Raw genomic sequence first — 22,442 nt, forward strand, 5'->3', positions numbered from 1 at the left:
TCTCTGTCGCTTGAGAACGTTTCTTCCGATATGGGGCGCGCGGTGCGGATGTGAAGCGCTCAGCCCGCCGCGCCCAGCCAGCCGGTCCAGTCGGCCTTGGCGCGGTCGGTATAGCCCTTGTAGCGGTCGCGCCGCCCGCGGCGTCCGCCCTTCAGCCCCTCCACCGGCGGGAAGAGCCCGAAATTGACATTCATCGGCTGGAAGGTCTTCGCCTCGGCGCCGCCGGTGATATGGGTCACAAGCGCCCCGGTCGCGGTGGTGGCGGGCACCGCGGGCAGGGCGCGGCCCAGGATCGCCGCCGCGCTCAGCCGCCCGGCCAGAAGCCCCATCGCCGAGGATTCGACATAGCCCTCGACCCCCGTGATCTGTCCGGCAAAGCGGATATGGGGCCTGGATTTCAGCCGCAATTCGGCGTCGAGCAGGGTCGGCGAATTCAGGAAGGTGTTGCGGTGGATGCCGCCAAGGCGCGCGAAACGGGCGTTTTCCAGACCCGGAATCATCCGGAAAACATCGGTTTGCGCGCCGTATTTCATCTTGGTCTGGAAGCCCACGATATTGTAGAGCGTCCCCAGAGCATTGTCGCGGCGCAGCTGGACGATGGCATGGGATTTGGCCTCGGGCGCATGCGGATTGGTCAGCCCCACGGGCTTCATCGGGCCATGGCGCAGGGTCTCGCGGCCACGCTCGGCCATCACCTCGATGGGCAGGCAGCCGTCGAAATAGCCCGCCGTCTCGCCCTCGTGAAAGGCGGTCTTCTCGGCCGCCAGCAGCGCGTCGATGAAGGCCTCGTATTGCGCACGATCCATCGGGCAGTTCAGATAGGCGGTGCGTTCCGCTTCGGTCTCGCCCTTGTCGTAGCGCGACTGGAACCAGGCCTTGGTGAGGTCGATACTGTCGAAATGCACGATCGGGGCGATGGCGTCGAAGAAGGCCAGCGCCTCGGCCCCGGTCTCGGCCCGGATCGCCTGGCCAAGCGCGTCCGAGGTCAGCGGGCCGGTCGCGAAAACCCAGTGGCCGTCCTCGGGAAGAGACGTGATTTCAGTATCTTCGCGCCGGATCTTCGGGTGATCCATCAGTCGGGCCGTGACGCCCTGCGAAAACGCCTCGCGGTCGACGGCCAGCGCGCCGCCCGCGGGCAGGCGGTGGGTATCGGCCATTTCCATGATCAGGCTGCCCGCCGCGCGCATCTCCCAATGCAGCAGCCCCACGGCATTCTGTTCGTCATCGTCCGAGCGGAACGAGTTCGAACAGACCATCTCGGCCAGATCGCCGGATTTATGCGCGAAGGTGCCGGTCTTGGGGCGCATCTCGTGGATCACCACGTCGATCCCCGCCTGAGCGGCCTGCCAGGCGGCCTCGGCTCCGGCCATGCCGCCGCCGACGATATGAAGTGTCTCTGTCATGCCGCCCGATCTAGCGGGCGGACGCGGCGAAGGAAAGGGGCTCCGGCTCCGACGGACTGCGGAGGACGACCTTCGGTGGCGGCGGAAGCGTGCCCGGGCCGATGGCGAACCGGCGGGCGGTGCAAACCGGATTAGGGTCGCTCTGGCGCGGTTCGGAACGCTGTGCTGATCGGGCGGCAATTTCCGCCGATGCCGCGATCATGCAAACCGCCAGGATAATGCGCCACCACACATGAAAAGGGATGGGCCGCCCCTGTGATGGACAGACGCCCAAGCCCCCCGGCCAGGATCCTCATTCCTCATTCGCGCGACGGCGTTTTCAGGGAAGGGAGGTAAGGCCGGTTGGCGCCGCAAATGAGGGCGCCAACATGGAGGAAACTTCGGGTTTATGCTGTCTTGAGGCGGCGGCGAGGACGCGATCCGGCCTTATTCGGCCGAAACCTCGTCCTCGTCCCCATTTTCCCCATGATCGGCGATCCGCGCGACCGAGACGACCTCTTCGCCGGTCGCCGCATCGAGAACCCGCACGCCCCCGGCCGAGCGCGAGCGGAAGCTGATCTGATCGACCGGCACCCGGATCGACTGCCCGCGCGAGGTGGCCAGCATCACCTGATCGTCCATTTCGACCGGGAAGGAGGCGACCAGCGGGCCGCCGCGCAGCGCCTTGTCGATGGCCTGCACGCCCTGACCGCCGCGGCCGCGCACCGGATAGTCGTGGCTGGAACTGATCTTGCCCTGGCCGCGCGCGGTGATGGTCAGGATCAGATCCTCGGCCGCCGACATCTCGGCATAGCGCGCGGGCGAAAGTTGCCCGGCCTCGACCGCCTCTTCGTCCTCGTCGGCCTCGCCATTCTCGTCGGTGACGCCCGCCATCAGGCGGCGCTGTTTCAGATAGGCGGCGCGTTCGGCCGGATCGGCCGCGAAATGGCGGATGACCGACATCGAGACGACGCTGTCGCCCTCGGCCAGCCGGATGCCGCGCACGCCGGTCGAATCGCGGCCGGAGAAGACCCGCACATCCGTCGTGGCAAAACGGATCGCCCGGCCGGTTGCGGTGACCAGCATCACGTCGTCCTCGGCATCGCAGATCGAGACATTCACGAGGCTGACCGCCTCGGGCAGCTTCATCGCGATCTTGCCGTTGCGCTTGATATTGGTGAAGTCCGACAGCCGGTTGCGCCGCACGTCGCCCGCCGAGGTGGCGAAGACGACCTGCAGGTTCTCCCATTCGTCCTCGGGCTCGTCGATCTTCATCAAGGCGGCGATCGAGATGCCGGTGCCGATCGGCAGGATGTTGACGATTGCCTTGCCGCGCGCGGTCCGGCCCGCCTGGGGCAGGCGCCAGCATTTCAGCTCGTAGACCATGCCGTCGGTGGTGAAGAACAGAAGCTGGGTATGGGTGTTGGCGACGAAGAGCGTGGTGACCACGTCGTCTTCCTTGGTCGCCATCGAGGAAAGCCCCTTGCCGCCCCGGTTCTGGCTGCGGAATTCGGCCAGCGGCGTGCGCTTGATATAGCCGGACTGGGTGACGGTCACCACCATGTCCTCGCGCTCGATCAGGTCTTCGTCTTCCATGTCGCCCGACCAGTCGGCAATCTCGGTCCGGCGCGGCACCGCGAATTGCGCGCGCACCTCGCCGAGTTCGGCCGCGATGATCGCCATGATCCGCTCGCGCGAGCGCAGGATGTCGAGATAGTCCTTGATCCTGGCGGCCAGCTCTTCGAGCTCGTCGGTGACTTCCTTGACGCCGATCTGGGTCAGGCGCTGAAGCCTGAGATCGAGGATCGCGCGGGCCTGGGTCTCGGAGAGGTTGTAGGTGCCGTCCTCGTTCATCTTGTGGGTCGGATCGTCGATCAGCTGGATGTAATCGGCGATCTCCCGGGCGGGCCAGCGCCGCTCCATCAGCTTGACGCGGGCTTCGGCCGCATCGGCCGAGGCGCGGATCGTCGCCACCACCTCGTCGACATTCGAGACCGCGACCGCCAGACCGCAGAGGATATGGCTGCGCTCGCGCGCCTTTCTCAGCTCGAAGGCGGTGCGCCGGGCCACGACCTCTTCGCGGAAGGCGACGAAATGGGACAGGAAATCGCGCAGCGTCAGGGTCTCGGGCCGGCCGCCGTTCAGCGCCAGCATGTTGCAGCCGAAGGAGGTCTGCATCGGCGTGAAGCGGAACAGCTGGTTCAGCACCACATCCGGGGTCGCGTCGCGTTTCAGCTCGATCACCACCCGGACGCCGACCCGGTCGGATTCGTCCTGCACATGGGCGATGCCCTCGATCCGCTTTTCGCGAGCGGCCTCGGCGATCCTCTCGATCATCGTCGACTTGTTCACCTGATAGGGGATCTCGTCGATGATGATGGCGTGGCGGTCCTTGCGGATCTCTTCGATCCGGGTCTTGGCCCGCAGGATGACCGAGCCGCGCCCCTCGAGATAGGCCTTGCGTGCGCCGGACCGGCCGAGGATCAGCCCGCCGGTCGGAAAGTCGGGGGCGGGGACGTACTGCATCAGCTGTTCGCTGGTCAGGTCGGGGTCCTCGATCAGCGCCAGCGTGGCGTCGACGACCTCGCCCAGATTATGCGGCGGGATGTTGGTGGCCATGCCGACGGCAATGCCGCCCGCGCCGTTGACCAGCATGTTGGGGAACCGCGCCGGCAGGACCGTCGGTTCCTTGTCCTTGCCGTCATAGTTGTCCTGGAAGTCGACCGTATCCTTTTCGATATCGGTCAGCAGCGCCTGCGCCGCCTTGGCCATCCGGACCTCGGTATAACGCATGGCCGCAGCGCTGTCGCCGTCCATCGAGCCGAAGTTGCCCTGACCGTCCAGAAGCGGCAGCGACATCGAGAAGGGCTGCGCCATCCGCACCAGGGCGTCGTAGATCGCGGAATCGCCGTGCGGGTGGTATTTCCCCATCGTGTCGCCCACCGCCCGCGCCGACTTGCGGTAGGGCTTGTCATGGGTGTTGCCGGTCTCGTGCATCGCGAACAGGATCCGGCGGTGCACGGGTTTCAGCCCGTCGCGCAGGTCCGGGATCGCGCGGCTCACGATCACGCTCATCGCGTAATCGAGATAGGATGTCTGCATCTCCTTCTCGATGGCGATGACAGGACCGTCATATCCGGGACGCTCGGGCCCCTTACCAGAACCGTTTTCGTCTTCGTTTTCGGGGGTTTCCGGCGTGTCGTTCAACTTGGGACCCGGCCTTTCGGGGAAATTCTAGATATTGTTGGAGGAACTTTATCAGAAGCTTCATGTTGGGTGCAACCGCAGACCGGCCGGGCCTTTGGCAGCCTCTGCGATAAACTGCCAACATCCTGTTTTCATTGAAAATCAATAGTGCTCTGGCAAGCTGTCCAGATCCAGCAGTGACAGGAGGGCTCGGACATGCCGCTTTCGGAGACCGAACTGATGCTAAGGGGCTACGGCCTCACCACCGCCGAACTTTATTACCGTATGCCGGATTTCAGGAACGTTCTCAACAGTTTCATCTGGCAGGACTACGATCTTGCGCCCGATCATCCGCGGCTCTTCAGGTTCATCCAGTTCTGGCAGGAGTCGATCGAGGGACCGCTGCATTCGGTGCGCTTCACCCACAGAAAGAGGATCTCCTCCGGCGAATGGCGCAATGTCGTGGCCGAATTCCGGCTGAACTGATCGCGCCCCCGGCCGTCAGCCGCGGCCGCGCGCCAGGGCCATCGCCCAGACCACGACCAGAAATGCCGAAAGCAGGACATTGTAATTGGCCATGGTCAAGCCGAACAGCTCCCAGGCGATCCGGTCGCACAGCACGACGGGCTCGACGAGGCTGGGGGTCAATATCTGCTCGGGCGTCATCTGCGACAGGCTCGGCCCGCTGCCGGTGCAGGAGGACGGCCCGGCCCACCAGTGCCGCTCGACCCCCGAGTGATAGATCGCAAGCCCGGTCGAGGCTGCCATCGTCACCATCCCACTCAGGGGCAGCATGCGCCCGCCGATCGCCACCGCCAGCAGCCCGAGGATCGGCGCCACGGCATGCGGCCAGCGCTGCCAGAGACAGAGCTTGCAGGGGGCAAGCCCGCCCAGATGCTCGAAGCCGAAACCGGCCAGAAGGGTGGCTGCGGAGGCGGCCGCCGCCAGCAGGATCAGTTGGTTGCGCGTTGCGGTCACAGGAACCTCACTGCATAGAAGCCGCCGATCAGCAGCAGAACGAAAAGCGTGAAGAGAAGCCCCAGATACTTCTCGATGAAGCGGCGCACCGGGGTGCCGAACTTCCACAACAGCGCTGCGACCAGGAAGAACCGGATCCCACGCGCGATGAAGCTGGCCAGCATGAACACGCCGAGATTGAGCCCGGTCGAGCCCGACAGGATCGTGATCACCTTGTAGGGGAAGGGCGTGACGCCGGCGATCAGCACCGCCCAGGCGCCATAATCGTTATAGCGCGCGCCGAATTGCTCGAAATAGGCCTCCTTGCCGTAGAATTCGAGCACCGGGCGGCCGATCTGTTCGAAGAAGGCCCAGCCGATGCCATAGCCCGCCAGCCCGCCCAGCACCGAGCCCGCCAGCGCGATCCCGGCAATGGCAAAGGCACGCGAGGGCCGCGCGAGGATCATCGGCACCATCAGCACGTCGGGCGGGATCGGGAAGATCGAGCTTTCGACGAAGGCCACGATGAACAGCGCCCACATCGCGTTCCGGCTGTCGGCCAGCGACAGCGTCCAGTCGTAAAGGCGTCGGATCATTCTGGCCCCCGGCAAGTCTGCCGCCCAGAAGCCATGCGCGGCAGGCCGCGTCAAGCCGGGCCGGGGCCGGTGACGGACGATTGACCGTCCCGGATGTGCGCGGTAGAGGATCTGAGAGGATCCCGGAGAGAGCGGGCCGGGGCAGGGCAATGCCCCCGGTTTCACGCTAGGCAAGGCGAATCGTTTTCAGAACGCCGCGCTCTGTCCGATCCGCGCCCGGTGCCGAACCGGGCCGTTCGCGTCGGATTGAGCCCGACGGCGCGGCGGGTTACAAAGGGTTCCTCTCCCCGAGGTTACCGGCGGGGAGGCAGGTGCGGGTGTGGCGGAATGGTAGACGCGAGGGTCTCAAACACCCTTTCCGCAAGGAGTGTCGGTTCGAGTCCGACCACCCGCACCAAACTAGTGTTTCAGAGTATTGCAGGTAGCCATATTGCATAAGGCATAGCTGCCGTCGGTTAGGGGCGGGACTACTCCAGCGAGATCCACATGATGCCGGGGGAACACGCTGCAAGATGGTATGCTAGGTGGTATGCTGACGGTCAGGGAAATCAAGGCGGCGCCCGCGGGGCGCTAAGGGGACGCGGGCGGTCTGTCCCTCATCAAGACGAGCCAGGACTCGGGGAAACGGAACCTCCGCTATTCGTTTCTTGGGACCCGGCGCAACATGGGGCTCGGCTCATGGCCGGAGGTCGGGCTGGCCGACGCGCGCCGGGAACGAGACCGCTGGGAGGCCGCTTGGCGTTGTTGCGCAAATCAGCGTTCGTGCTGACTGTACCCTTTCCCGTGGCCGTTCAGGCGACGGCCTCGATCTCGGCCCTGCCGAGGGCCGAGAAGCGATTCATGAATGAGCCATGTCGCGCCATTGGTCCGAGCGACAATGGCGAATGATGCGGATCTGGATTTCGGCGGTCTGGCGGTCGGGTTCTCGTGACATGATCCGCTCACCGAAGAGCTTCAGGCGGTTCATCTGGGCCTCGACCCGACTTCGGACATGGTCGCCGGCCCACTTCTTCCAGAGCGCCCTGCCGAGGTGCCGCGTCGCCCGCAGGATCTCGTTGCGCCCCGATGCTGCGGGGCAGTCTTCTTTCCAGGCGCGGCCGTTCCGGCGGATGGGTATGACGGCATCCGCGCCGCGCGCGATGATGGCAGTGGGGCATCGCCGCCTGTCGTATGCGCCGTCCGCGGTGACGGTGGCACTCTCTTCATCCTCGGGAATGTGCGACAGCAGGTCGGGCAGCAGGGGGCTGTCGCCCTGGCGGCTCGAGGTGAACTCGACCGCGCGTATGTCGCAGGTTTGCGTGTCCATGGCGATGTGGACCTTGCGCATTGCCTGCGACGCGACGGACCATACTTGCGGGCCAGCCATTCGCCATCGCCACGGAACTCGATACCGGTGCTGTCGACAAGGAGGGTCAAGGGCTTGCCCGAACGGCGATACGGGACCTGCACCCCGATCCGCGCCTGGCGTCGGCACAGCGTCGAATAGTCCGGCACCGGCCAGTCGAGCCCAGCCATCCGGATCAGGCTCTCGACCGGCCCAACCGTTTGCCGAAGCGGAAGGCCGAAGAGCACTTTCAGCGTGAGACAGACCTGGACCGCCGCATCAGAGAACGTCTCGGGCCGCCCCCGCTTGCCGGTCTTTCCAGCCTGCCAGACTCTGCCGGGATCAAACCAGACCGAGAGCGCCCCCCGCTGGCGGAGCGCGGCGTTGTATTCGGACCAGTTCGTCGTGAGATAGCGGGTGGGAGAGGGCTTCGGCATGGCATCGATCTAAAGCACGGGATGCGCGCAATGAATCCTCCTTACCGCTTTGTGCAACAAGCCCCCGGGACTGGCTGCCGCTGTAGCTGGTCTCGGGACCGGCCAGCGCCCAGGTGCCGAAGGGCGCGCGCATCGCCACCGGATCGCCCGGGGCGATGGGGCGGCGCAGCCGGGGCCAGAGCGTGACGCTCTGCCGGAAGGCGGGGGTGGGGGCCTCGGTCCCGGTCACGATATGCAGATGGCGGCCGAGGGTCAGGTAATCGCCCGGCAGCGCCCGGTCGCCCGCCCTGGCGAGCTGCAGCACCAGCGCCTGCGCCCGGGCATTGGCCGCGACCGCGACGACAGGATCGGCCGAGATCGCGCCATGGGGGCCTTCGTAATCGACCGGCCCCATCTCGAAGGTCCCGGCCATCCCGTTCAGGCCCGCCAGCCAGGCTTCGGTCGCGGCATTCTCGGCCGCCGAGACATGGGTCAGGGTCAGCTCGGCCGCCCACATGCCGCCCATGAAGTCATAGGCGGTCTGCGCAAAACTGTAGGGGCTCTGCACCCGCAGGCTGCTGGTGATCCGGGTCAGGGTGAAGGCGGCGACCCGCACGCTCTTCGGTGGAAAGGCCATCAGCTCGCCCCTCCCGCCCGGGCCATCCGCTTGCGGCGGTCATAGATCTCCGAGGCCTGGCGTCGGCTTTCCGCCCGCACGGCGGCCGCGATCTGTTCCGGGCTGGCATTGGAGCCCTGCACGCTCACATAGACGTCGCCGCCCCGGACCGCGCCGAAGCCGCCGAAGCCGCCGCTGTCGCGGGTATGGTCGATCACGCTTTCATTGGGGTGCAGCATGGCCAGAAACCCACCCTTGCCGTCGAGCCCGCCCGCGCGCGGCCCGAGGGGCGTGCGCCCGCCGCCGTCAAACGACCCGGCCTCCATCACCTTGCCGATCAGATCCCCGATGGGCTTGACCGTCCCGCCGCCGCCGCTTGCGCGGCCGCCGAAGAGCCCCGAGAACAGCCCGTCGAACATGGAGCCCAGAGCGTCCGAGAGCGGGCTCATCGCGCGGTCGAGCAGCTCGCCGACACCGATGACCAGCGCGCCGAACCCGGTGCGCATCAGGGCCGCCCGGGTCAGCAGCAGCTTGGCGTTCAGCGTCACCACCGAGGCCGCGGCCAGCGACATGCTGGTGACGAACCGCCCCGCCAGGAAGGACGCGAATGTGCCGGCATAGGACATGAGCCGGCCGATGGTCCCGGACATGACCTGGAACGTGCCGCTCACGCTGGCGCCCAGCCCGTCCAGCATCGCGCGCAGCGGCGTGCCCTCGCGCAACAGGTCGGTGAAGCCCGTGGCCAGCGCGGTGATCGCCGGGGCCATGCTGGCCGCGACCTGGTTGCCGACCCCGCGCATGACCACGCCCAGCGTCGACATGGCATCGTTGGCGGCCTCGATATTGTCGGCCTGCAGCTCCGACAGCGCGACCCCGAACTGATCGACATCGCGGGCCGCCTGGCTGAGCGTCGCGCTGTCCAGCCGGGTGATGGCGGCATAGGCCCGGTCGCCATAGAGCGCGGCCGCGACCGCAGCCTTCTTCGCCGGATCCTCCAGCCCGGCAATGGCGCCGTTGATCCTGTCGAAGCGCTGATCGAGATCGAGACCGAGCAGGTCCCGGGCCTCCAGGCCCAGGGCCCGCAGCGCCTTCACCGCCGGGCCCGCGCCGGACGAGGCCTCCGAGAGGCGCTTGTTCAGCGCCAGCGCGGCCTGCTGCAGCTGGGACATCGGCACGCCGGACAGATCGGCGGCGCGGCCCAGCAGCTGCACCGATCTGGTCGAGGTCTCGAGGGACTGCGCCAGCTTGGCCTGCGCATCGACCATCTCGAAGCTCGACCTGGCCGCGGCCGCGACGGCCGCCCCGATCCCAAGCGCCCGGGACCAATGGCGGCTCGATGCCTCACCGTGGCGCTGTCGTGACGACCTTGGTCCAGAGGCGTCCTGCCATGCCCTTGGATGGATCGCCCCCACACAATGGGATCAGACAGCCGGTCCGGCGCCTGATCCTTCCTCAGACGCCGGACTTCTCTGCCTCACCAGAGGGCACCTTGCGGCGCGTGGGGGGCCTACCAGGTGACTTCGGTTCCCAGCCAGTAGCTGCGGCCTTCGACCCAGGGGTGCATATCTGTCGAGCCGCCCAGGCTCTTGTTCAGCAGGTTCGCCACCTTGAGCTTGAGATGGACGTCGCGACCGGCCGCGGAATAGACGCGCGCCTGCGCCGACAGGTTCAGCCGCGCATAGGTCTTGAAGCGGTAGTCCTCGTAGACGCTGTGCGGGCGCGAGCCGTAGACCGGGTTGACATGGGTCTCGTCTTCATCGGTGTCGCGCACCCCTTCATATCCGAAATTGATATCGGCCCCCAGCCCCAGACCGTAGCGGCCCCGGTCCCAACTGGTCTGCACCTCGACCGCGGCGCGCACAGGGATGTCGTAATTGCCCGTCAACTGGTCGAACTGCTCGTTGGTATAGGATTTGTCGTTGTACCAGATCAGGTCGATCTCGTTCAGCTCGTCCGAGGCGTTGTAATAGCCGCTGGACGAGGTCTCGCGGTCGGCCACCACCCCGCTGACGCGCAGCCCGACGCTGTCGAGGAGGCGCGGCCCCGGCCGGTCCCAGACCCGGGCATATTCCAGTGTGGCCGAGCGGTAGCGGTTCCAGCCATCGTTGGTCAGTACGTTGTCGGGATAGGTTCCGCCGGACGGGACCGAGGAATGGGCGAACTGGTCGCGTCCGTGCCGGTTCAGAAGTGTCATCCGCCAGGTGCCGCCGGTCCAGGGATCCGCCGCGGTCAGCCCCAGCGCCACCTCGTCGGTATAGGGCGTCTTCAGCCCCTGCTGGGTATAGCGGTATTCCCCGAAATCGTAGGGGACCGGGTCCATGGTCGGCACGGGGCGCGTTTCGTTGATGCCGCGGGGCGTCTTGTCGTGGATCGCATAGGCCATGTAGTCGTCGGAGTAATAGCGGTTCAGCCCGAGATCCGCGCGCACCGTGTCCGACAGCCTGTAGCCCAGCGACAGGCGCGGCGCGATATCGGTGTTGTCCATCACGTCGTTTCGGTCCAGCCGCAGCCCGGCGCGCAGATCGAAGCGTTCCCAACTCCTTTCCCATTCCAGGAAGGTTTCGTATTTCATCGCGTCCACCTCCAGCGCATAGGCCGGATAGATCACGCGGACGAACCAGAACTGGTCGGCATTGCAGAACAGGTCTCCGGGCGGGCAGATGCCAAGCGTGTTGGGCATGAACGCCGCATAGGCCGTCGTGTCGCTCAGCCGCGCGCGTTTCGCCTGGGACTTGATCACCGAGGCGCCGAAGTTCAGCCGCCCGCCTGCCAGGTCGCGGCTCAGGTCCAGATCGGCATGCAGCGTCTTGTCGTCATAGCGCTTGTTGCCGGTGAACCCGCCCTCCATGCACGAGACATAGCCCGTGGTCAGCGGCGAGACGTTGCACCAGTCGAGCGCACCGTCGTAAAGCGTGTCGTCAGTATTGCGGCCGATCCAGTTGGCGTAGTAATCCACGTTGCTGTCATTGGCGACCTTGTTGCGCGAATAGGTCAGCCTTGCGCTCAGATCCCAGGCGCCGAAGATGTTGGCGTATTCCCCGCTCAGCGTCCGTCCGCTGGTCTTCGTGTCGAGCTGATAGCCATAGCTGTAGTTCGATTGCCATTCCTGCTCGTATTCGGTGGCGGCGCCTGACAGCTTGAACACGCCGCCATCCTGCAGTTCGTGGCGCAGAACGACCCGGCCGAAATCGCTGCTCGACTCCGACTCCACACGGTCGCCGATATACTGATGGCCGATGGGTTTGCGTCCCCAGGCGGTGTTGCGGCTGAACGACAGCAGGACGGATGTGGTATCGGTCAGCGGCGTCTCGTATTCGACACCCACCTCCTTGCGGGTCCATTCCGGCTTGGCCCGGTTCAGCGGGTTGGTGCCGCTTTCGGTTTCCAGGTTGTATGTCGTCAGATCGTCGCTGGAAAATCCGAAGCTCAGCAGGCCCCGGCTTTCGCCAGTGGGCTCGCGCAGAAGGTAATTCACCACGCCGCCCTGAAAGCCGCCATATCGCGCCGAGACGTTTGAGGTCTGAACCTCGACGCCGTCGATGAAGGCTTCGGGCACATACTGGGTCTGCGGGTGCAGGCCGTAGATCGTATCGATGCCGGTGCTGCCCGTGTTCTTGTCCAGGGATCCGACGGCGAAGGGTTCGGCGGCAACGATGCTGTTGATGCCGATCCCGTTTATCATGATGTTGTTCTCGGTGACTGCAGCCCCTGAAATCGAAAGCTTGGACGGCTGCAGGTCCAGCATGCTGTCCGAACTGACCCCGTTATCCGACACCCCGCCGACGGTGCGCTGGGTCTCGTTCTGCACATTGGGCAGGGTCGCTATGGCTTCGTTCACATCCCCCGAGGTGTCGCCGAAAGTATCGGTATCCTCCCGGTCCATGGTGAGCGGAGCAAGCGCGCCCCAGTCTATCTCTTCTTCAAGATAGATGATCCCCAACCTGGCATCTTCATCGGCCAGCGCCGGCAGACTGCCGGACAAGATAGTTGTGGCAAGCACCAAGCCCTGCCGCCTGCAAAACGTCATTCCGCACCCCTTACATTGCAAAGAGCTGGCGGTGGGCTGGCGAGTCGCCAAAAATACTGCCCTACTTTTTTTGTCAAGTATCTGGGCCTTTGTTAGCGAGGCAGGTTGACACCCGGCTGGAGCTGTAAGAAGCACAGGTCAGCACGATCCCAGCCCGCGCCAGGCGAGGTGCTGACCCTCCATCTCAGGCAGGAGATCGTCATGCGCGTTCTTGCAGTCCTGGCGGCGCTGGCAGCGGCGACGCCTTCCTTGGCCATTGAAGCCAATACCCAACCGACACCCGGCATCCTGATCGGCGACCGTCTTCTGAACGTCGCCACCCATCTGGGAATAGTGCCGCAGGCCTATTCGATCCGACAGACCGATTCAGCCTTGGACACGCTCCTCGAAAGCGCGGGCAGCCTCCCGCTTGGCACCCCGGCTCATATGGTCGACGAAAACCCCTGCGCGATCCTCGTGGCGCTGCTCGAGACCGAGGCGCCGCGGATCGTGGTCGAGAGCTCCGACCCATTCGATGTCACCGATCCCGCACAGGATCCACAGCGTCTGATGCCGCTGATCACGCAGGCCGACCTGGTCGAGCATATGGGGACCGCGATCGAGACCGTCGATTTCACGATCGGCGCGGACCTTGCGATCTTTCAGATCGGCGAAATGTTCGGGCGCAGCGCCGAGGCCGCCGCTCTTCTTGACGAACGTGAGGCCCGGATTGCCTCGGTCGAGGCGCTGCTGCCTCTTGACCGACCGATGCGGGCGACGGTGCTGCATGGTGCCGATGGCGGGGATATGGCCGTGACGGTGGAACGTCCGGGCGGTCCGACCGATCTCGCCCTTCTTGACCGCATCGGCGTCGAAACGGTCGGCGCCCCGACAGCGGTGCCCGATGCCGGCGGCGCCCCCATGCGCGTCGACTGGCATGCGATCGCTGCGGCCGAGCCGGATGTCATCGTCGCAACCGGCGATGCCGACCAGGTTCGCGCGGCGCTGCGGCGTGCAACAGCCGCAGTGCCGGCCCTCGCAGGCATCCCGGCCGTCGCAGCCGATGCCATCCTGCCTCTGCCCGCCTATTCCGACATGGATGTGGTCGGCTATCCCTACACGCTGGAAGCCTGGACCCGAGCGTTTTCCGAGATTGCGATGGCTGCGGTCTCTGTCCCCGCGGCGTCCCGATGACCTTGGGCCGCAGGGTGCCGACCCCCGACCCATCGCCTTGCCTCCCTGCTGTCGATACCCGTGAGGCGCCCCCGCATTCGGATCGCGGTCGCGTCCAGAACGGGTTTGGTCTCGGCAACACGGCCCTTGCTCGGCCCGCCATGTTTCGATCACCACGCGGGCCTCGGCGAGTGTGTAGAATATTTCGCCATTCAGGAGGTCGTCGCGGAGTTTCGAATTGAATGACCTTCCCGCCGCGAATTCCCATCACCGCAATGTAGAGGCTGCACCAACTTGCTCTGCTCCCCAATCACGGATCGCCTCCGGCTGGAGTTTCCGGCTGTGTGACCTGCCACGGGCTTTTCCCTCCACCGCCGATTAAGAGTCCGCCTCAACCTGAGGACGGACAATGAAGCAAACAAGGGTCACGGACGAGCAGATCATCGGCATTCTGACCGAGCACGAGGCTGGTACGACGTGCGCGGACCTGTGCCGCAGTTCAAGCGTCGAGCAAACGGTCCGGGGGACCGTTTGTAGCGTCGAACGGTATCTCGGAAGGCACCTTCTACAACTGTAAAGCCAAGTTCGGCGGCATGACGGTGTCGGAGGCGAAGCGGCTGAAGGCGCTCGATGATGAGAACGGGAAGCTGAAAAAGCTGCTGGCCGAGCAGATGCTCGATCTCGCCGCGAGGAAGGGGCTGGTTTCAAAGTGAAGGCATGAACGCCATCGGTTCGATGGAATGCCTGAACGATGACGCCTGTCGTGAAGCGCGAGGCGGTCGCGCATCTGAAGGCCCTTTTCGGGCTGTCAGAACGGCGGGCGTGCCGGGTTGTCGGCGCGGATCGCAAGATGGTCCGCTACGAAGAGCGATGCGATCAGAAGGGAGGGTTGGCGGCAGGCCTGCCGCCGCCTCTGACCGCCGCCAATCGGGCGGAGAAGCGTATTTTTTGGCGGAACTGAACGATCAGGGGCTGTCTTGGCCGGAGGGGCTCACTGGACCTCAGGCGGTCAGCACTCCGGTCAGCCCCTCCAGCATTGCGAGGCATTGTGCCAGTTGGTCGCGGGTGACGTATTCGTCGGGCTTGTGGGCCTGGGCGATGGCGCCGGGGCCGCAGACGGCGGCGGCGCAGCCGAGGCTCTGGAACAGCCCGGCCTCGGTCGAGAACGGCACCGTCTCGGCGCGGGGCTGCCCGGTGAGCTCGGACAGGAGCGCGCGCGCGGCATTCTCGGTGAGGGGCTCGAGCCCGACCACCTCGCCGATCACATGGGTCAGGATGCTGGCCTCGGGGGCAACCGCGCGCATGGCGGGCAGAAGCTCGGCCACATGGCGGGCCATCGCCTCCTTGACGAAGCCGATATCGTCCGAGCGCACCGGCCGCATTTCCCAGGCCACCTCGGCCTTGCCGGGGATCACGTTATGGACCTGCCCGCCCGAGATCCGGCCGAGATTGACCGTGGTCCAGGGCGGCTCGAACGGGCTGTCCTCCGGTGCGCGGGTCTTGAGCTCTTCGGCCAGCCGCATCAGCCGGGTGACGTAGCGCACGGCGGCCTCGGCCGCGTTCACGCCCGCATCGGGGTTCGAGCCGTGGCCCTCGCGGCCGTGGAATTCGACGGTGTATTCGCAGCAGCCCTTATGGGCCTCGACGATGCGCATCTCGGTCGGCTCGCCGATCAGCGCGATGGCGGGGCGCAGCCCGCGGGCGGACAGCTCGGCCACCAGCGCCTGACCGCCCAGGCAGCCGACCTCCTCGTCATGGGTGAAGGCGAAATGGAGCGGGCGGGTGAGCTCGAGCCCGGCATAGACCGGCGCCATGGCAAGGCAGGCGGCGATGAACCCCTTCATGTCGCAGGTGCCGCGCCCGTAAAGCCGCCCACCGGCCTCGTGCAGGGCGAAGGGGTCGGTCGACCAGTCCTGATCGGCGACCGGCACCACGTCGGTATGGCCCGACAACACGATCCCGCCATCGGTGTTGCGCGGCCCCAGCGTCGCGAAAAGATTCGCCTTGTGCCCGGTCGCGTCGTGAAACAGATCGACCCGCGCGCCCAGATCGCCCAGCAGCGCGGCGATATGAACGATCATTTCAAGGTTCGACTCCGACGACACGGTGGGAAAGGCCACCAGATCGGCGAGGATCGCGCAGGTGTCATCGAGCCGGGTCATCAGGATTTCACATAGAGCTTGCGGGGGCGGTTGCACAGGGTCTCGGCCGGGCCCTCCTCGCGGATCAGGATGGATTCTGTGATCTCGAGCCCCCAGTTCTCCATCCAGAGGCCGGGCATGAAATGGAAGGTCATGCCTTCCTCCAGCACGGTGTCGTCCTCCTCGCGCAGCGAGATCGTGCGTTCGCCCCAATCGGGCGGATAGCTGAGCCCGACCGGATAGCCGCAGCGCGCGCCGCGCCGGATGCCCGCGCGTTCCAGCGGCGCTGCCAGCGCATTGGCGATGTCGCAGGCGCGGTTGCCGGCCTTGGCGGCCCAGAGCCCGGCCTCGATCCCCTCGATCAGCGCGGCTTCGGCCGTGCGCATGTAATCGGGCGGCTCGCCCAGGAAGATCGTCCGGCAGAAGGGCGCGTGATAGCGGCGGTAACAGCCCGAGATTTCAAAGAAAGTGGCCTCGCCGCTCTCGAAGGGCCGCCCGTCCCAGGTCAGGTGCGAGGCCGAGGCATCCTTGCCCGAGGGCAGAAGCGGCACGATGGCCGGATAGTCGCCCCAATCGCCATTGCCCGCCAGCGCATCGCGGTAGAGATCGGCCACCAACTCGTTCTTGGGCAGGCCGGGCTCGATCCGCTCGAGCACGCCGTCGATCATCCGTTCCGAGATCGAGGCGGCGCGGCGCATGAAGTCGAGCTCTTCGTCGGACTTGACCGTGCGCTGCCAGTTCACCAGCGCGGTGGCGTCGACCAGATGCGCCTCGGGCAGGGCATGGCGCAGCGTCACATAGGCCTTGGCCGAGAAATAGTAATTCTCCATCTCGACCCCGATCCGCCGGGCGCCATAGCCCAGATCGTGCAGCAGCCCCGCCAGATGCTGCATCGGGTGGCGTTCGGTCGATTGCACAAAGGCGTCGGAATAATGGGTGATATGCGCGCCCGCCATCCAGACCGTGCGCACCGCACCGTTTGCGTCCATCTGGCGGCCCCACCACATCGGATCGGCGTCGTGAAAGACCAGCACGCCCTGATGCACGTAGAAGGACCAGCCGTCATAGCCCGTCAGCCAGGCCATGTTCGACGGATCCTCGACAAAGAGGATGTCGATGCCCTTCTCGTCCATCGCCCGCCGGACCAGTCCAAGCCGCCGCTCGTATTCGGCCAGCGAAAACGGGGCGCGGCCCTCGGCGGCATAGCCGAACTGGACGATTTCTTCGGTCATGGGCAGAGGGCTCCTCGCGGCAGGCCGCCGCCGGGCGGGCCGGGGCGGAAGGGGGGAAAGGGGGCGATGCGCCCGATGAGACAGAAGCCGCCCTGCCGCGTCAAGGGGCGGGCAGGGGCGAACGGCCGGTGCCCCGAAGCGGTCGGCCCGGCTGCCGCCTTTCCGGGCGATGGGGTGGGAAGAGAGCGCGTTCCGGGCTAGGTGTGAGGGGCAGGGGGCCCATGCCCCGGACTGAAACGCATCGCGTCCCGGCATCCGGCCGGTCGCGATGCCGGAAGAAAGGACACGGCGGATGCTGAAGAACGACATGCTGGAACAGTGGGACCGGGAGAGTTTCTTCCACCCCTCGACCCATCTGGCGCAATTCGCCCGCGGCGAGGCGCCCGAGCGGGTGATCTCGGGCGGGCAGGGCGTGTTCATCGAGGACCGCGACGGCAACCGGCTGCTGGACGCCTTTGCCGGTCTTTACTGCGTGAATGTGGGCTATGGCCGAAGCGAGATTTCCGAGGCCATCGCCGAGCAGGCGCGCCAGCTCTCCTATTACCATGCCTATGTCGGCCACGGCACCGAAGCCTCGATCACGCTTGCCAAGATGGTCATGGACCGCGCCCCCGATCACATGTCCAAGGTCTATTTCGGTCTTGGCGGTTCGGATGCGAACGAGACCAACATCAAGCTCGTGTGGTATTACAACAACGTACGCGGGCGGCCTGCGAAGAAGAAGATCATCAGCCGCTGGCGGGGCTATCACGGCTCGGGGCTGATGACGGGCTCGCTGACCGGGCTTGCGGGCTTCCACAACAAGTTCGACCTGCCGCTGGCGCCGATCCTGCATACCGAGGCGCCCTATTACTACCGCCGCCCCGATCTCGACATGACCGAGGCCGATTTCGTCGCCCATTGCGCGGCCGAGCTCGAGGCGCTGATCGAGCGTGAGGGCCCCGACACCATCGCCGCCTTCATCGGCGAGCCGGTGCTGGGGACGGGGGGCATCGTGCCGCCGCCCGCGGGCTATTGGGAGGCGATCCAGCCGATCCTCGAAAAGCACGACATCCTCCTGATCGTCGACGAGGTCGTCACCGGCTTCGGCCGTCTGGGCGAGATGTTCGGGTCGTCGAAATACGGGCTGAAACCCGATCTCATCACCATCGCCAAGGGCCTGACCTCGGCCTATGCGCCGCTGTCGGGGTCGATCGTGTCGGACCGGATGTGGAAGGTTCTGGAAGAGGGCACCGACGAATTCGGCCCCATCGGCCATGGCTGGACCTATTCGGCGCACCCCATCGGCGCGGCGGCGGGTGTCGCCAACCTCAAGCTGATCGACGATCTGGGTCTGGTGAGGAACGCGGCCGAGACCGGCGGTTATTTCGTCAATGCGATGAAGACCGCGCTGAGCGAGCATGCCCATGTCGGCGACATCCGCGGCGAGGGGATGCTCTGCGCGGTCGAGCTGGTCGAAGACAAGGGCTCGCGGACCTTCTACGATCCGGCGGGCAAGGTCGCGGGCGCGGTCGTGGCCGAGATGGCGACATCGGGCGTGATCGCCCGGGCCATGCCGCAGGGCGACATCATCGGTTTCGCCCCGCCGCTCTGCCTCTCGAAGGAAGAGGCCGACCGCGTGGTCGACGTGACAGCGAAGGCCGTCAAGGCGGTTCTGGGCTGACCCCAAACGGGAAGGGGCGCGCCGCCATGGCGCGCCCGCTCAGGTCGCAGGGCGGTAGTCGTCCGCGAATTCGAACTGGCGCGCTTCGGGGCACCAGCGCAGGCCCCGGACCTTCTTGCCCTTGCGGAACCGGCTGTCCATTCCGCGTAGACGGATCCGGCGCGAATAGGTGCGTGCGGTGATGGCATAGCGGTCGCCGAACCCGTCGACCAAGACCCATTGCGGTACGCGATTGCTGCCGGGACGGCTGGCGCCACGATATCCATGGACGAAATTCGCAGGTCCCATATCGGCGGCGCAGATGCTGATGTCGTAAAGCCGCGCGACAAAGCGGTTCAGGCCTTTACGGTCGGCCTCTGTGAATGTTCCGGCCTCTATCCGCTGCTGCAGGTTGGGCGCGGTGCGCCCGGTCTCGTCGGTGATCCGCTCGGTCAGACAGCCATAGCCGAGACTGGTCTTAACAAAGCCGTAAAGATGCGCGACCGGCAGCTCGAAGCCCGGGTCGAAGAGGTTCTCCATCACCAGACGGCGGTATTCGTCATATTGCTTGGCAGTCGATCGGTAACGTGAGGCGGGCAGAAACCTCTGCGACAGGTGCCCGAAGGTCCACCAACGGTTGAACATCTCGGTTTTGCGCCGCTTCAGCATCTTGATCAGGATATGCGAATAATCCGGATGCCGGAAAACCCAGCGTTCGCCGCCTTCGGCGATGCTGTCCTTCGGGTCGAGTGGAATAATGTCCTCGGAAGCGGCGGTCAGCGCGGTCTTGTTCATTTGGTGGTGACTTCTGCGAATAAGTAATCCCGCCCGGTCTGCAAGGGGCAGCTGAACTTATCTTTCATACGCCGCTTAATGACTGATTTCCATGTGGAATTCCGGCAATGCCTGCGGCATCCTTGCCCGTGGCAAGCGCGCCGGGATCAGCCGCCGGTATGGCTCATGTGGCGGCTGACCTGACCGTCGGCGCGCTGGCGCGAATAGTCGAAGTCATGGCCCTCGGGCTTGGCCGCGATGGCGGCGCGGATCGCCCCGATCAGCGGCGCGTTGCTGTCGGGATGCTCGCGCAGCGGCGCGCGCAGATCGGCGCGGTCCTCCTGCCCCAGGCACATGTAAAGCTCGCCCGTGCAGGTCAGCCGGACCCGGTTGCAGCTTTCGCAGAAATTATGCGACAGCGGCGTGATGAAGCCGATCTTCTGCCCGGTCTCGGCCAGTCGCACATAGCGCGCGGGGCCGCCGGTGCGCTCGGCCAGATCGACGGTGGTGAACCGTTCCTCGAGCTGCGCCCGCACCTCGCCCACCGACCAGTACTGGCCGACCCGGTAATCATTGCCGAGATCGCCCATCGGCATGACCTCGATGAAGGTCAGGTCCATGTCGCGGGACGCGCACCAGTCGACCAGATCGAACAGCTCGTCCTCGTTGAACCCCTTCAGCGCGACGGTGTTGATCTTGATCCGAAGCCCGGCCGCCTGCGCCGCGTCGATCCCGCGCATCACCTGCGCAAGCCGGCCCCAGCGGGTGACGCAGGCGAATTTCTCCTCGTTCAGCGTGTCGAGGCTGAGATTCACCCGGCGCACCCCGGCCGCATACAGCGCGGCGGCGTGCTTTTCCAGCTGCGAGCCATTGGTGGTCACGGTCAACTCGTCGAGCGCGCCGCTCTCGAGATGGCGCCCCATGGCGCCGAAGAAGGTGAGGATATCGCGCCGGACCAGGGGCTCGCCGCCGGTGATCCGAAGCTTCTTCACCCCGAGCCCGATGAAGGTCGAACAGAGCCGGTCGAGTTCTTCCAGCGTCAGCAGCTCGCGCTTGGGCAGGAAGGTCATGTTCTCGGCCATGCAATAGACGCAGCGGAAGTCGCATCGGTCGGTGACCGAGACCCTGAGATAGGTGATCGCGCGGGCGAAGGGATCGACAAGGGGCGTCTGCTGCATCATGTCGCATGACACTAAGGGCAGGGCAGACCTTCGGCAAGCGCCTTTCGGCTCGGGGTCGAAGCCGCTAGGCTGGAAACAAGGCTGCGATCAAGGAGACCGTCGATGCCGCGCGATATCGGGCGCCCCAGAGCCGGGGCCAGAGCACCGGGAACAGCCCTCCGAGCTGACAGAAATGCCGGCCTTTTCCGGGGGCCGGGTCTTGGTCTGCCGGGGCTGGTAATGCCCGGTCTGGGGATGGCTGGTCTCCTCCTTGCGCTGGCCGGGTGCAACGCTGCCATGGCGCCCGGCGGAGAGGCGTCCCAACGCCCCGACGAGACCGCCCCGGGCGCCCCTTTGTCGGTGCTCGAAGCGCTTCCGCCCGAACCTGGCGATCCGGCTTCTGCAACGGATGGAATGGCCGGTGCCACCGCGCCTGCCGGGCTCGACGAGGCCTCGGCCCCGGTCTTCGGCTTCGAGCGCGATCTCGGCGTGACCACGGCCTCGCTCGGCGATCCGACCGATGCCGGTTTCTGGGCGTTGACCCCGCTTACCGACGAGATCCGCAGGGGGCGGCTGGCCGATCCGGTATCGGGCAAGAGCGTGCAGGTCGAACTGCGCCCGAGTGGCGGCGCAACCGGGGCGGGCACGCGGGTTTCGTTATCGGCGATGCGGGCGCTGGAGGTGCCGCTGATCTCGCTGACGAATCTCAAGGTCTACGCCTCGGAATGACGGGGCCGCGTTTCGGCAACCACGTCACCTTTCCGGTCCGCCCGTCGCCGGGTCGCCAGCGAAAAGGCTGGTTCCGCGGCGTTTCCGGACAAAGGCCAGCCGGACGGCGTCGGCGACTGTCCCGATTGTGTTGAAAAACTCCGGAAGCGGATGAGAGATCGCCCGGGTTTGGAACGTCGTTCTTCAAAGCGGCAGCAAAGGTCCGATTGCGAGACGCGATTGCGGAAACGCGGAACCATGTCCCATGAGCTTTTGCTCTGCGCCCCCGCAGGCGAGTTTTTCAACAGTATCGGCCTGAAACTTGCCGCAGGCCCCACCGGTCCGCCATCGCCCTGACGGCAGATCGGAAACGGGGCGTGACTCCTGTCAAGCGATCCTTGCGCGTTTCGCGGGCAGTCGCGGTCAAAATCGGGCAAGGATCGGCCGCGGAGCGCGGAAAGACCGAAGACCGGGGCTTGCGCCCGGCGCGCGGCTTTTGCATAACGTCGCACCCGCTGGACAGGATCTGCCCAAGGCGGCACGATCCAACGGCGCGCGCGTCTGAAAACCGAGGATGGAAGATGTCCGACGAGTCCGAGGCCTGGCACATGATGCCGGTGGCGATCCTGGCAATCCTCTGGAACCTTGCCGGATGCGCCGATTACGTGATGACGCAATATGGCGTCGCCCCGTATCTGCAGCTTTTCACCCAGAGCCAGGCCGCGTATTTCACCTCGGTTCCGGCCTTTGTCGACGGCGCCTGGGCGGTCGCGGTCTGGGGCGGGCTGCTCGGCGCGGTGCTGCTGTTTCTCCGGGTCGGCGTGGCGCCCTGGATACTGGGCTTCTCGGCGCTGGGGATGACCGTCGCCGCCGTCTGGCTGATCGTCTTCGCCACCCCCGGCCTGACCGAGGTCGCGGGCTATTTCGGCGATGCGATGATCGCGGGCGCGGCGGCGATGGCGATCCTGTTCTATGCCTATGCAAGGCAGATGCGGGTCGCGGGAGAGATCTGAACATGGGTCGAAGGGCCTTTGTCCCTGCCGCGCCGCCCGGGCTCCGGGCCATGTGATCCTCCGGTTCGGGTCGCGCGCCAGCCGCGGAACGGAAGGACGGCTTCGCCTTGAGCGCG

At 65.8% G+C, this 22,442-nt stretch carries 17 protein-coding genes, 1 tRNA gene and 3 pseudogenes; 8 read left to right on the plus strand and 13 right to left on the minus strand.

The window, feature by feature from the left end; genetic code table 11:
* Positions 1 to 59: 59 nt before the first annotated feature.
* Positions 60 to 1,403, minus strand: a complete 1,344-nt coding sequence (trmFO, locus tag A6W98_RS12790; protein WP_042462042.1) for a methylenetetrahydrofolate--tRNA-(uracil(54)-C(5))-methyltransferase (FADH(2)-oxidizing) TrmFO — start codon at positions 1,401 to 1,403, stop codon at positions 60 to 62.
* Between the two features lie 426 nt (positions 1,404 to 1,829).
* Positions 1,830 to 4,589 (minus strand): DNA gyrase subunit A, encoded by a 2,760-nt coding sequence (gene gyrA, locus A6W98_RS12795; protein ID WP_042462044.1) that lies wholly within the window; start codon positions 4,587 to 4,589, stop codon positions 1,830 to 1,832.
* A 195-nt stretch (positions 4,590 to 4,784) separates the two neighbouring features.
* On the opposite strand from gyrA, the gene A6W98_RS12800 reads away from it, so the two are divergent.
* Complete coding sequence (locus A6W98_RS12800) at positions 4,785 to 5,054, plus strand: usg protein (RefSeq protein WP_042462046.1); 270 nt, start codon at positions 4,785 to 4,787, stop codon at positions 5,052 to 5,054.
* A gap of 15 nt (positions 5,055 to 5,069) precedes the next feature.
* On the opposite strand, the gene A6W98_RS12805 is transcribed toward A6W98_RS12800, so the two are convergent.
* Positions 5,070 to 5,546, minus strand: coding sequence for a disulfide bond formation protein B (locus A6W98_RS12805; RefSeq protein WP_042462049.1), 477 nt, complete (start codon positions 5,544 to 5,546; stop codon positions 5,070 to 5,072).
* The gene (locus A6W98_RS12810) at positions 5,543 to 6,121 is read right to left on the minus strand and encodes a YqaA family protein (RefSeq protein WP_042462051.1); all 579 of its coding nucleotides are present in this window, start codon (positions 6,119 to 6,121) and stop codon (positions 5,543 to 5,545) included. Before A6W98_RS12810 ends, A6W98_RS12805 begins: the two co-directional genes overlap by 4 nt.
* 313 nt (positions 6,122 to 6,434) lie before the next feature.
* Here A6W98_RS12810 and A6W98_RS12815 point away from each other — a divergent pair.
* Positions 6,435 to 6,518 (plus strand) — tRNA-Leu (locus A6W98_RS12815).
* Between the two features lie 192 nt (positions 6,519 to 6,710).
* Entirely contained in the window at positions 6,711 to 6,890 is a 180-nt protein-coding gene (locus A6W98_RS22215; RefSeq protein ID WP_331250195.1) for an Arm DNA-binding domain-containing protein, read from the plus strand.
* Positions 6,891 to 6,912: 22 nt separating this feature from the next.
* Here the strand turns inward: A6W98_RS22215 and A6W98_RS12820 are convergent.
* The 4 genes and pseudogenes from A6W98_RS12820 to A6W98_RS12835 all read right to left on the minus strand — a co-directional run bounded on the left by A6W98_RS12820 (position 6,913) and on the right by A6W98_RS12835 (position 12,417).
* Positions 6,913 to 7,882 (minus strand): annotated as a pseudogene (locus A6W98_RS12820) (IS5 family transposase).
* On the minus strand, positions 7,788 to 8,498 hold the full coding sequence (locus tag A6W98_RS12825) for a hypothetical protein (protein ID WP_042462053.1): 711 nt from the start codon (positions 8,496 to 8,498) through the stop codon (positions 7,788 to 7,790). The pseudogene A6W98_RS12820 and the gene A6W98_RS12825 overlap by 95 nt, the downstream one beginning before the upstream one ends.
* Positions 8,498 to 9,742 carry a phage tail tape measure protein gene (locus A6W98_RS12830; protein WP_052678038.1) on the minus strand — a complete coding sequence of 415 codons (1,245 nt, stop codon included), beginning with the start codon at positions 9,740 to 9,742 and terminating at the stop codon, positions 8,498 to 8,500. The genes A6W98_RS12825 and A6W98_RS12830 overlap by 1 nt, the downstream gene beginning before the upstream one ends.
* A gap of 242 nt (positions 9,743 to 9,984) precedes the next feature.
* On the minus strand, positions 9,985 to 12,417 hold the full coding sequence (locus tag A6W98_RS12835) for a TonB-dependent receptor (RefSeq protein ID WP_168161830.1): 2,433 nt from the start codon (positions 12,415 to 12,417) through the stop codon (positions 9,985 to 9,987).
* Positions 12,418 to 12,609: 192 nt separating this feature from the next.
* Between A6W98_RS12835 and A6W98_RS12840 the strand changes: the two genes are divergently transcribed.
* A complete protein-coding gene (locus tag A6W98_RS12840) occupies positions 12,610 to 13,677 on the plus strand; it encodes an ABC transporter substrate-binding protein (protein WP_155734801.1) in 1,068 nt (355 codons plus the stop codon).
* 135 nt (positions 13,678 to 13,812) lie between these two features.
* On the opposite strand, the pseudogene A6W98_RS21140 reads toward A6W98_RS12840, so the two are convergent.
* A pseudogene (locus A6W98_RS21140) lies at positions 13,813 to 13,905 on the minus strand (integrase core domain-containing protein); the annotation flags it as partial.
* Positions 13,906 to 14,065: 160 nt separating this feature from the next.
* Here A6W98_RS21140 and A6W98_RS12845 point away from each other — a divergent pair.
* Positions 14,066 to 14,527, plus strand: a pseudogene (locus A6W98_RS12845) (transposase); the annotation flags it as partial.
* 130 nt (positions 14,528 to 14,657) lie between these two features.
* Here the strand turns inward: A6W98_RS12845 and argE are convergent.
* Both argE and A6W98_RS12860 read right to left on the minus strand, forming a co-directional pair.
* Positions 14,658 to 15,818 (minus strand): acetylornithine deacetylase, encoded by a 1,161-nt coding sequence (gene argE, locus A6W98_RS12855; RefSeq protein WP_042462060.1) that lies wholly within the window; start codon positions 15,816 to 15,818, stop codon positions 14,658 to 14,660.
* On the minus strand, positions 15,818 to 17,029 hold the full coding sequence (locus tag A6W98_RS12860) for a M24 family metallopeptidase (protein ID WP_042462062.1): 1,212 nt from the start codon (positions 17,027 to 17,029) through the stop codon (positions 15,818 to 15,820). Before A6W98_RS12860 ends, argE begins: the two co-directional genes overlap by 1 nt.
* A 292-nt stretch (positions 17,030 to 17,321) precedes the next feature.
* Between A6W98_RS12860 and A6W98_RS12865 the strand changes: the two genes are divergently transcribed.
* On the plus strand, positions 17,322 to 18,692 hold the full coding sequence (locus tag A6W98_RS12865; protein ID WP_042462063.1) for an aspartate aminotransferase family protein: 1,371 nt from the start codon (positions 17,322 to 17,324) through the stop codon (positions 18,690 to 18,692).
* Positions 18,693 to 18,731: 39 nt separating this feature from the next.
* On the opposite strand, the gene A6W98_RS12870 is transcribed toward A6W98_RS12865, so the two are convergent.
* Positions 18,732 to 19,466 carry a YrbL family protein gene (locus A6W98_RS12870; protein WP_052678039.1) on the minus strand — a complete coding sequence of 245 codons (735 nt, stop codon included), beginning with the start codon at positions 19,464 to 19,466 and terminating at the stop codon, positions 18,732 to 18,734.
* 146 nt (positions 19,467 to 19,612) lie between these two features.
* Positions 19,613 to 20,623, minus strand: coding sequence for a GTP 3',8-cyclase MoaA (gene moaA, locus A6W98_RS12875; protein ID WP_042465068.1), 1,011 nt, complete (start codon positions 20,621 to 20,623; stop codon positions 19,613 to 19,615).
* Between the two features lie 237 nt (positions 20,624 to 20,860).
* Here moaA and A6W98_RS12880 point away from each other — a divergent pair, with 237 nt between their 5' ends.
* Both A6W98_RS12880 and A6W98_RS12885 read left to right on the plus strand, forming a co-directional pair.
* Entirely contained in the window at positions 20,861 to 21,334 is a 474-nt protein-coding gene (locus A6W98_RS12880; protein WP_155734802.1) for a hypothetical protein, read from the plus strand.
* Between the two features lie 560 nt (positions 21,335 to 21,894).
* Positions 21,895 to 22,326: a hypothetical protein gene (locus A6W98_RS12885; RefSeq protein ID WP_052678041.1), complete on the plus strand. Its 432-nt coding sequence runs from the start codon at positions 21,895 to 21,897 to the stop codon at positions 22,324 to 22,326.
* Positions 22,327 to 22,442 lie beyond the last annotated feature (116 nt).

Origin of the sequence: Rhodovulum sulfidophilum DSM 1374, assembly GCF_001633165.1 — a bacterium.
Taxonomy (GTDB): Bacteria; Pseudomonadota; Alphaproteobacteria; order Rhodobacterales; family Rhodobacteraceae; genus Rhodovulum; species Rhodovulum sulfidophilum.

Coding starts and splice junctions, on each gene's coding strand:
- A6W98_RS12865 (WP_042462063.1), top strand. CDS start 17,322: ATGCTGAAGAACGACATGCTGGAACAGTGGGACCGGGAGAGTTTCTTC.
- A6W98_RS12830 (WP_052678038.1), bottom strand. CDS start 9,742: ATGGTCGATGCGCAGGCCAAGCTGGCGCAGTCCCTCGAGACCTCGACC.
- A6W98_RS12885 (WP_052678041.1), top strand. CDS start 21,895: ATGTCCGACGAGTCCGAGGCCTGGCACATGATGCCGGTGGCGATCCTG.
- A6W98_RS12860 (WP_042462062.1), bottom strand. CDS start 17,029: ATGACCGAAGAAATCGTCCAGTTCGGCTATGCCGCCGAGGGCCGCGCC.
- A6W98_RS12880 (WP_155734802.1), top strand. CDS start 20,861: ATGGCTGGTCTCCTCCTTGCGCTGGCCGGGTGCAACGCTGCCATGGCG.
- A6W98_RS12870 (WP_052678039.1), bottom strand. CDS start 19,466: ATGAACAAGACCGCGCTGACCGCCGCTTCCGAGGACATTATTCCACTC.
- A6W98_RS12810 (WP_042462051.1), bottom strand. CDS start 6,121: ATGATCCGACGCCTTTACGACTGGACGCTGTCGCTGGCCGACAGCCGG.
- trmFO (WP_042462042.1), bottom strand. CDS start 1,403: ATGACAGAGACACTTCATATCGTCGGCGGCGGCATGGCCGGAGCCGAG.
- A6W98_RS12800 (WP_042462046.1), top strand. CDS start 4,785: ATGCCGCTTTCGGAGACCGAACTGATGCTAAGGGGCTACGGCCTCACC.
- A6W98_RS12825 (WP_042462053.1), bottom strand. CDS start 8,498: ATGGCCTTTCCACCGAAGAGCGTGCGGGTCGCCGCCTTCACCCTGACC.
- moaA (WP_042465068.1), bottom strand. CDS start 20,623: ATGCAGCAGACGCCCCTTGTCGATCCCTTCGCCCGCGCGATCACCTAT.
- argE (WP_042462060.1), bottom strand. CDS start 15,818: ATGACCCGGCTCGATGACACCTGCGCGATCCTCGCCGATCTGGTGGCC.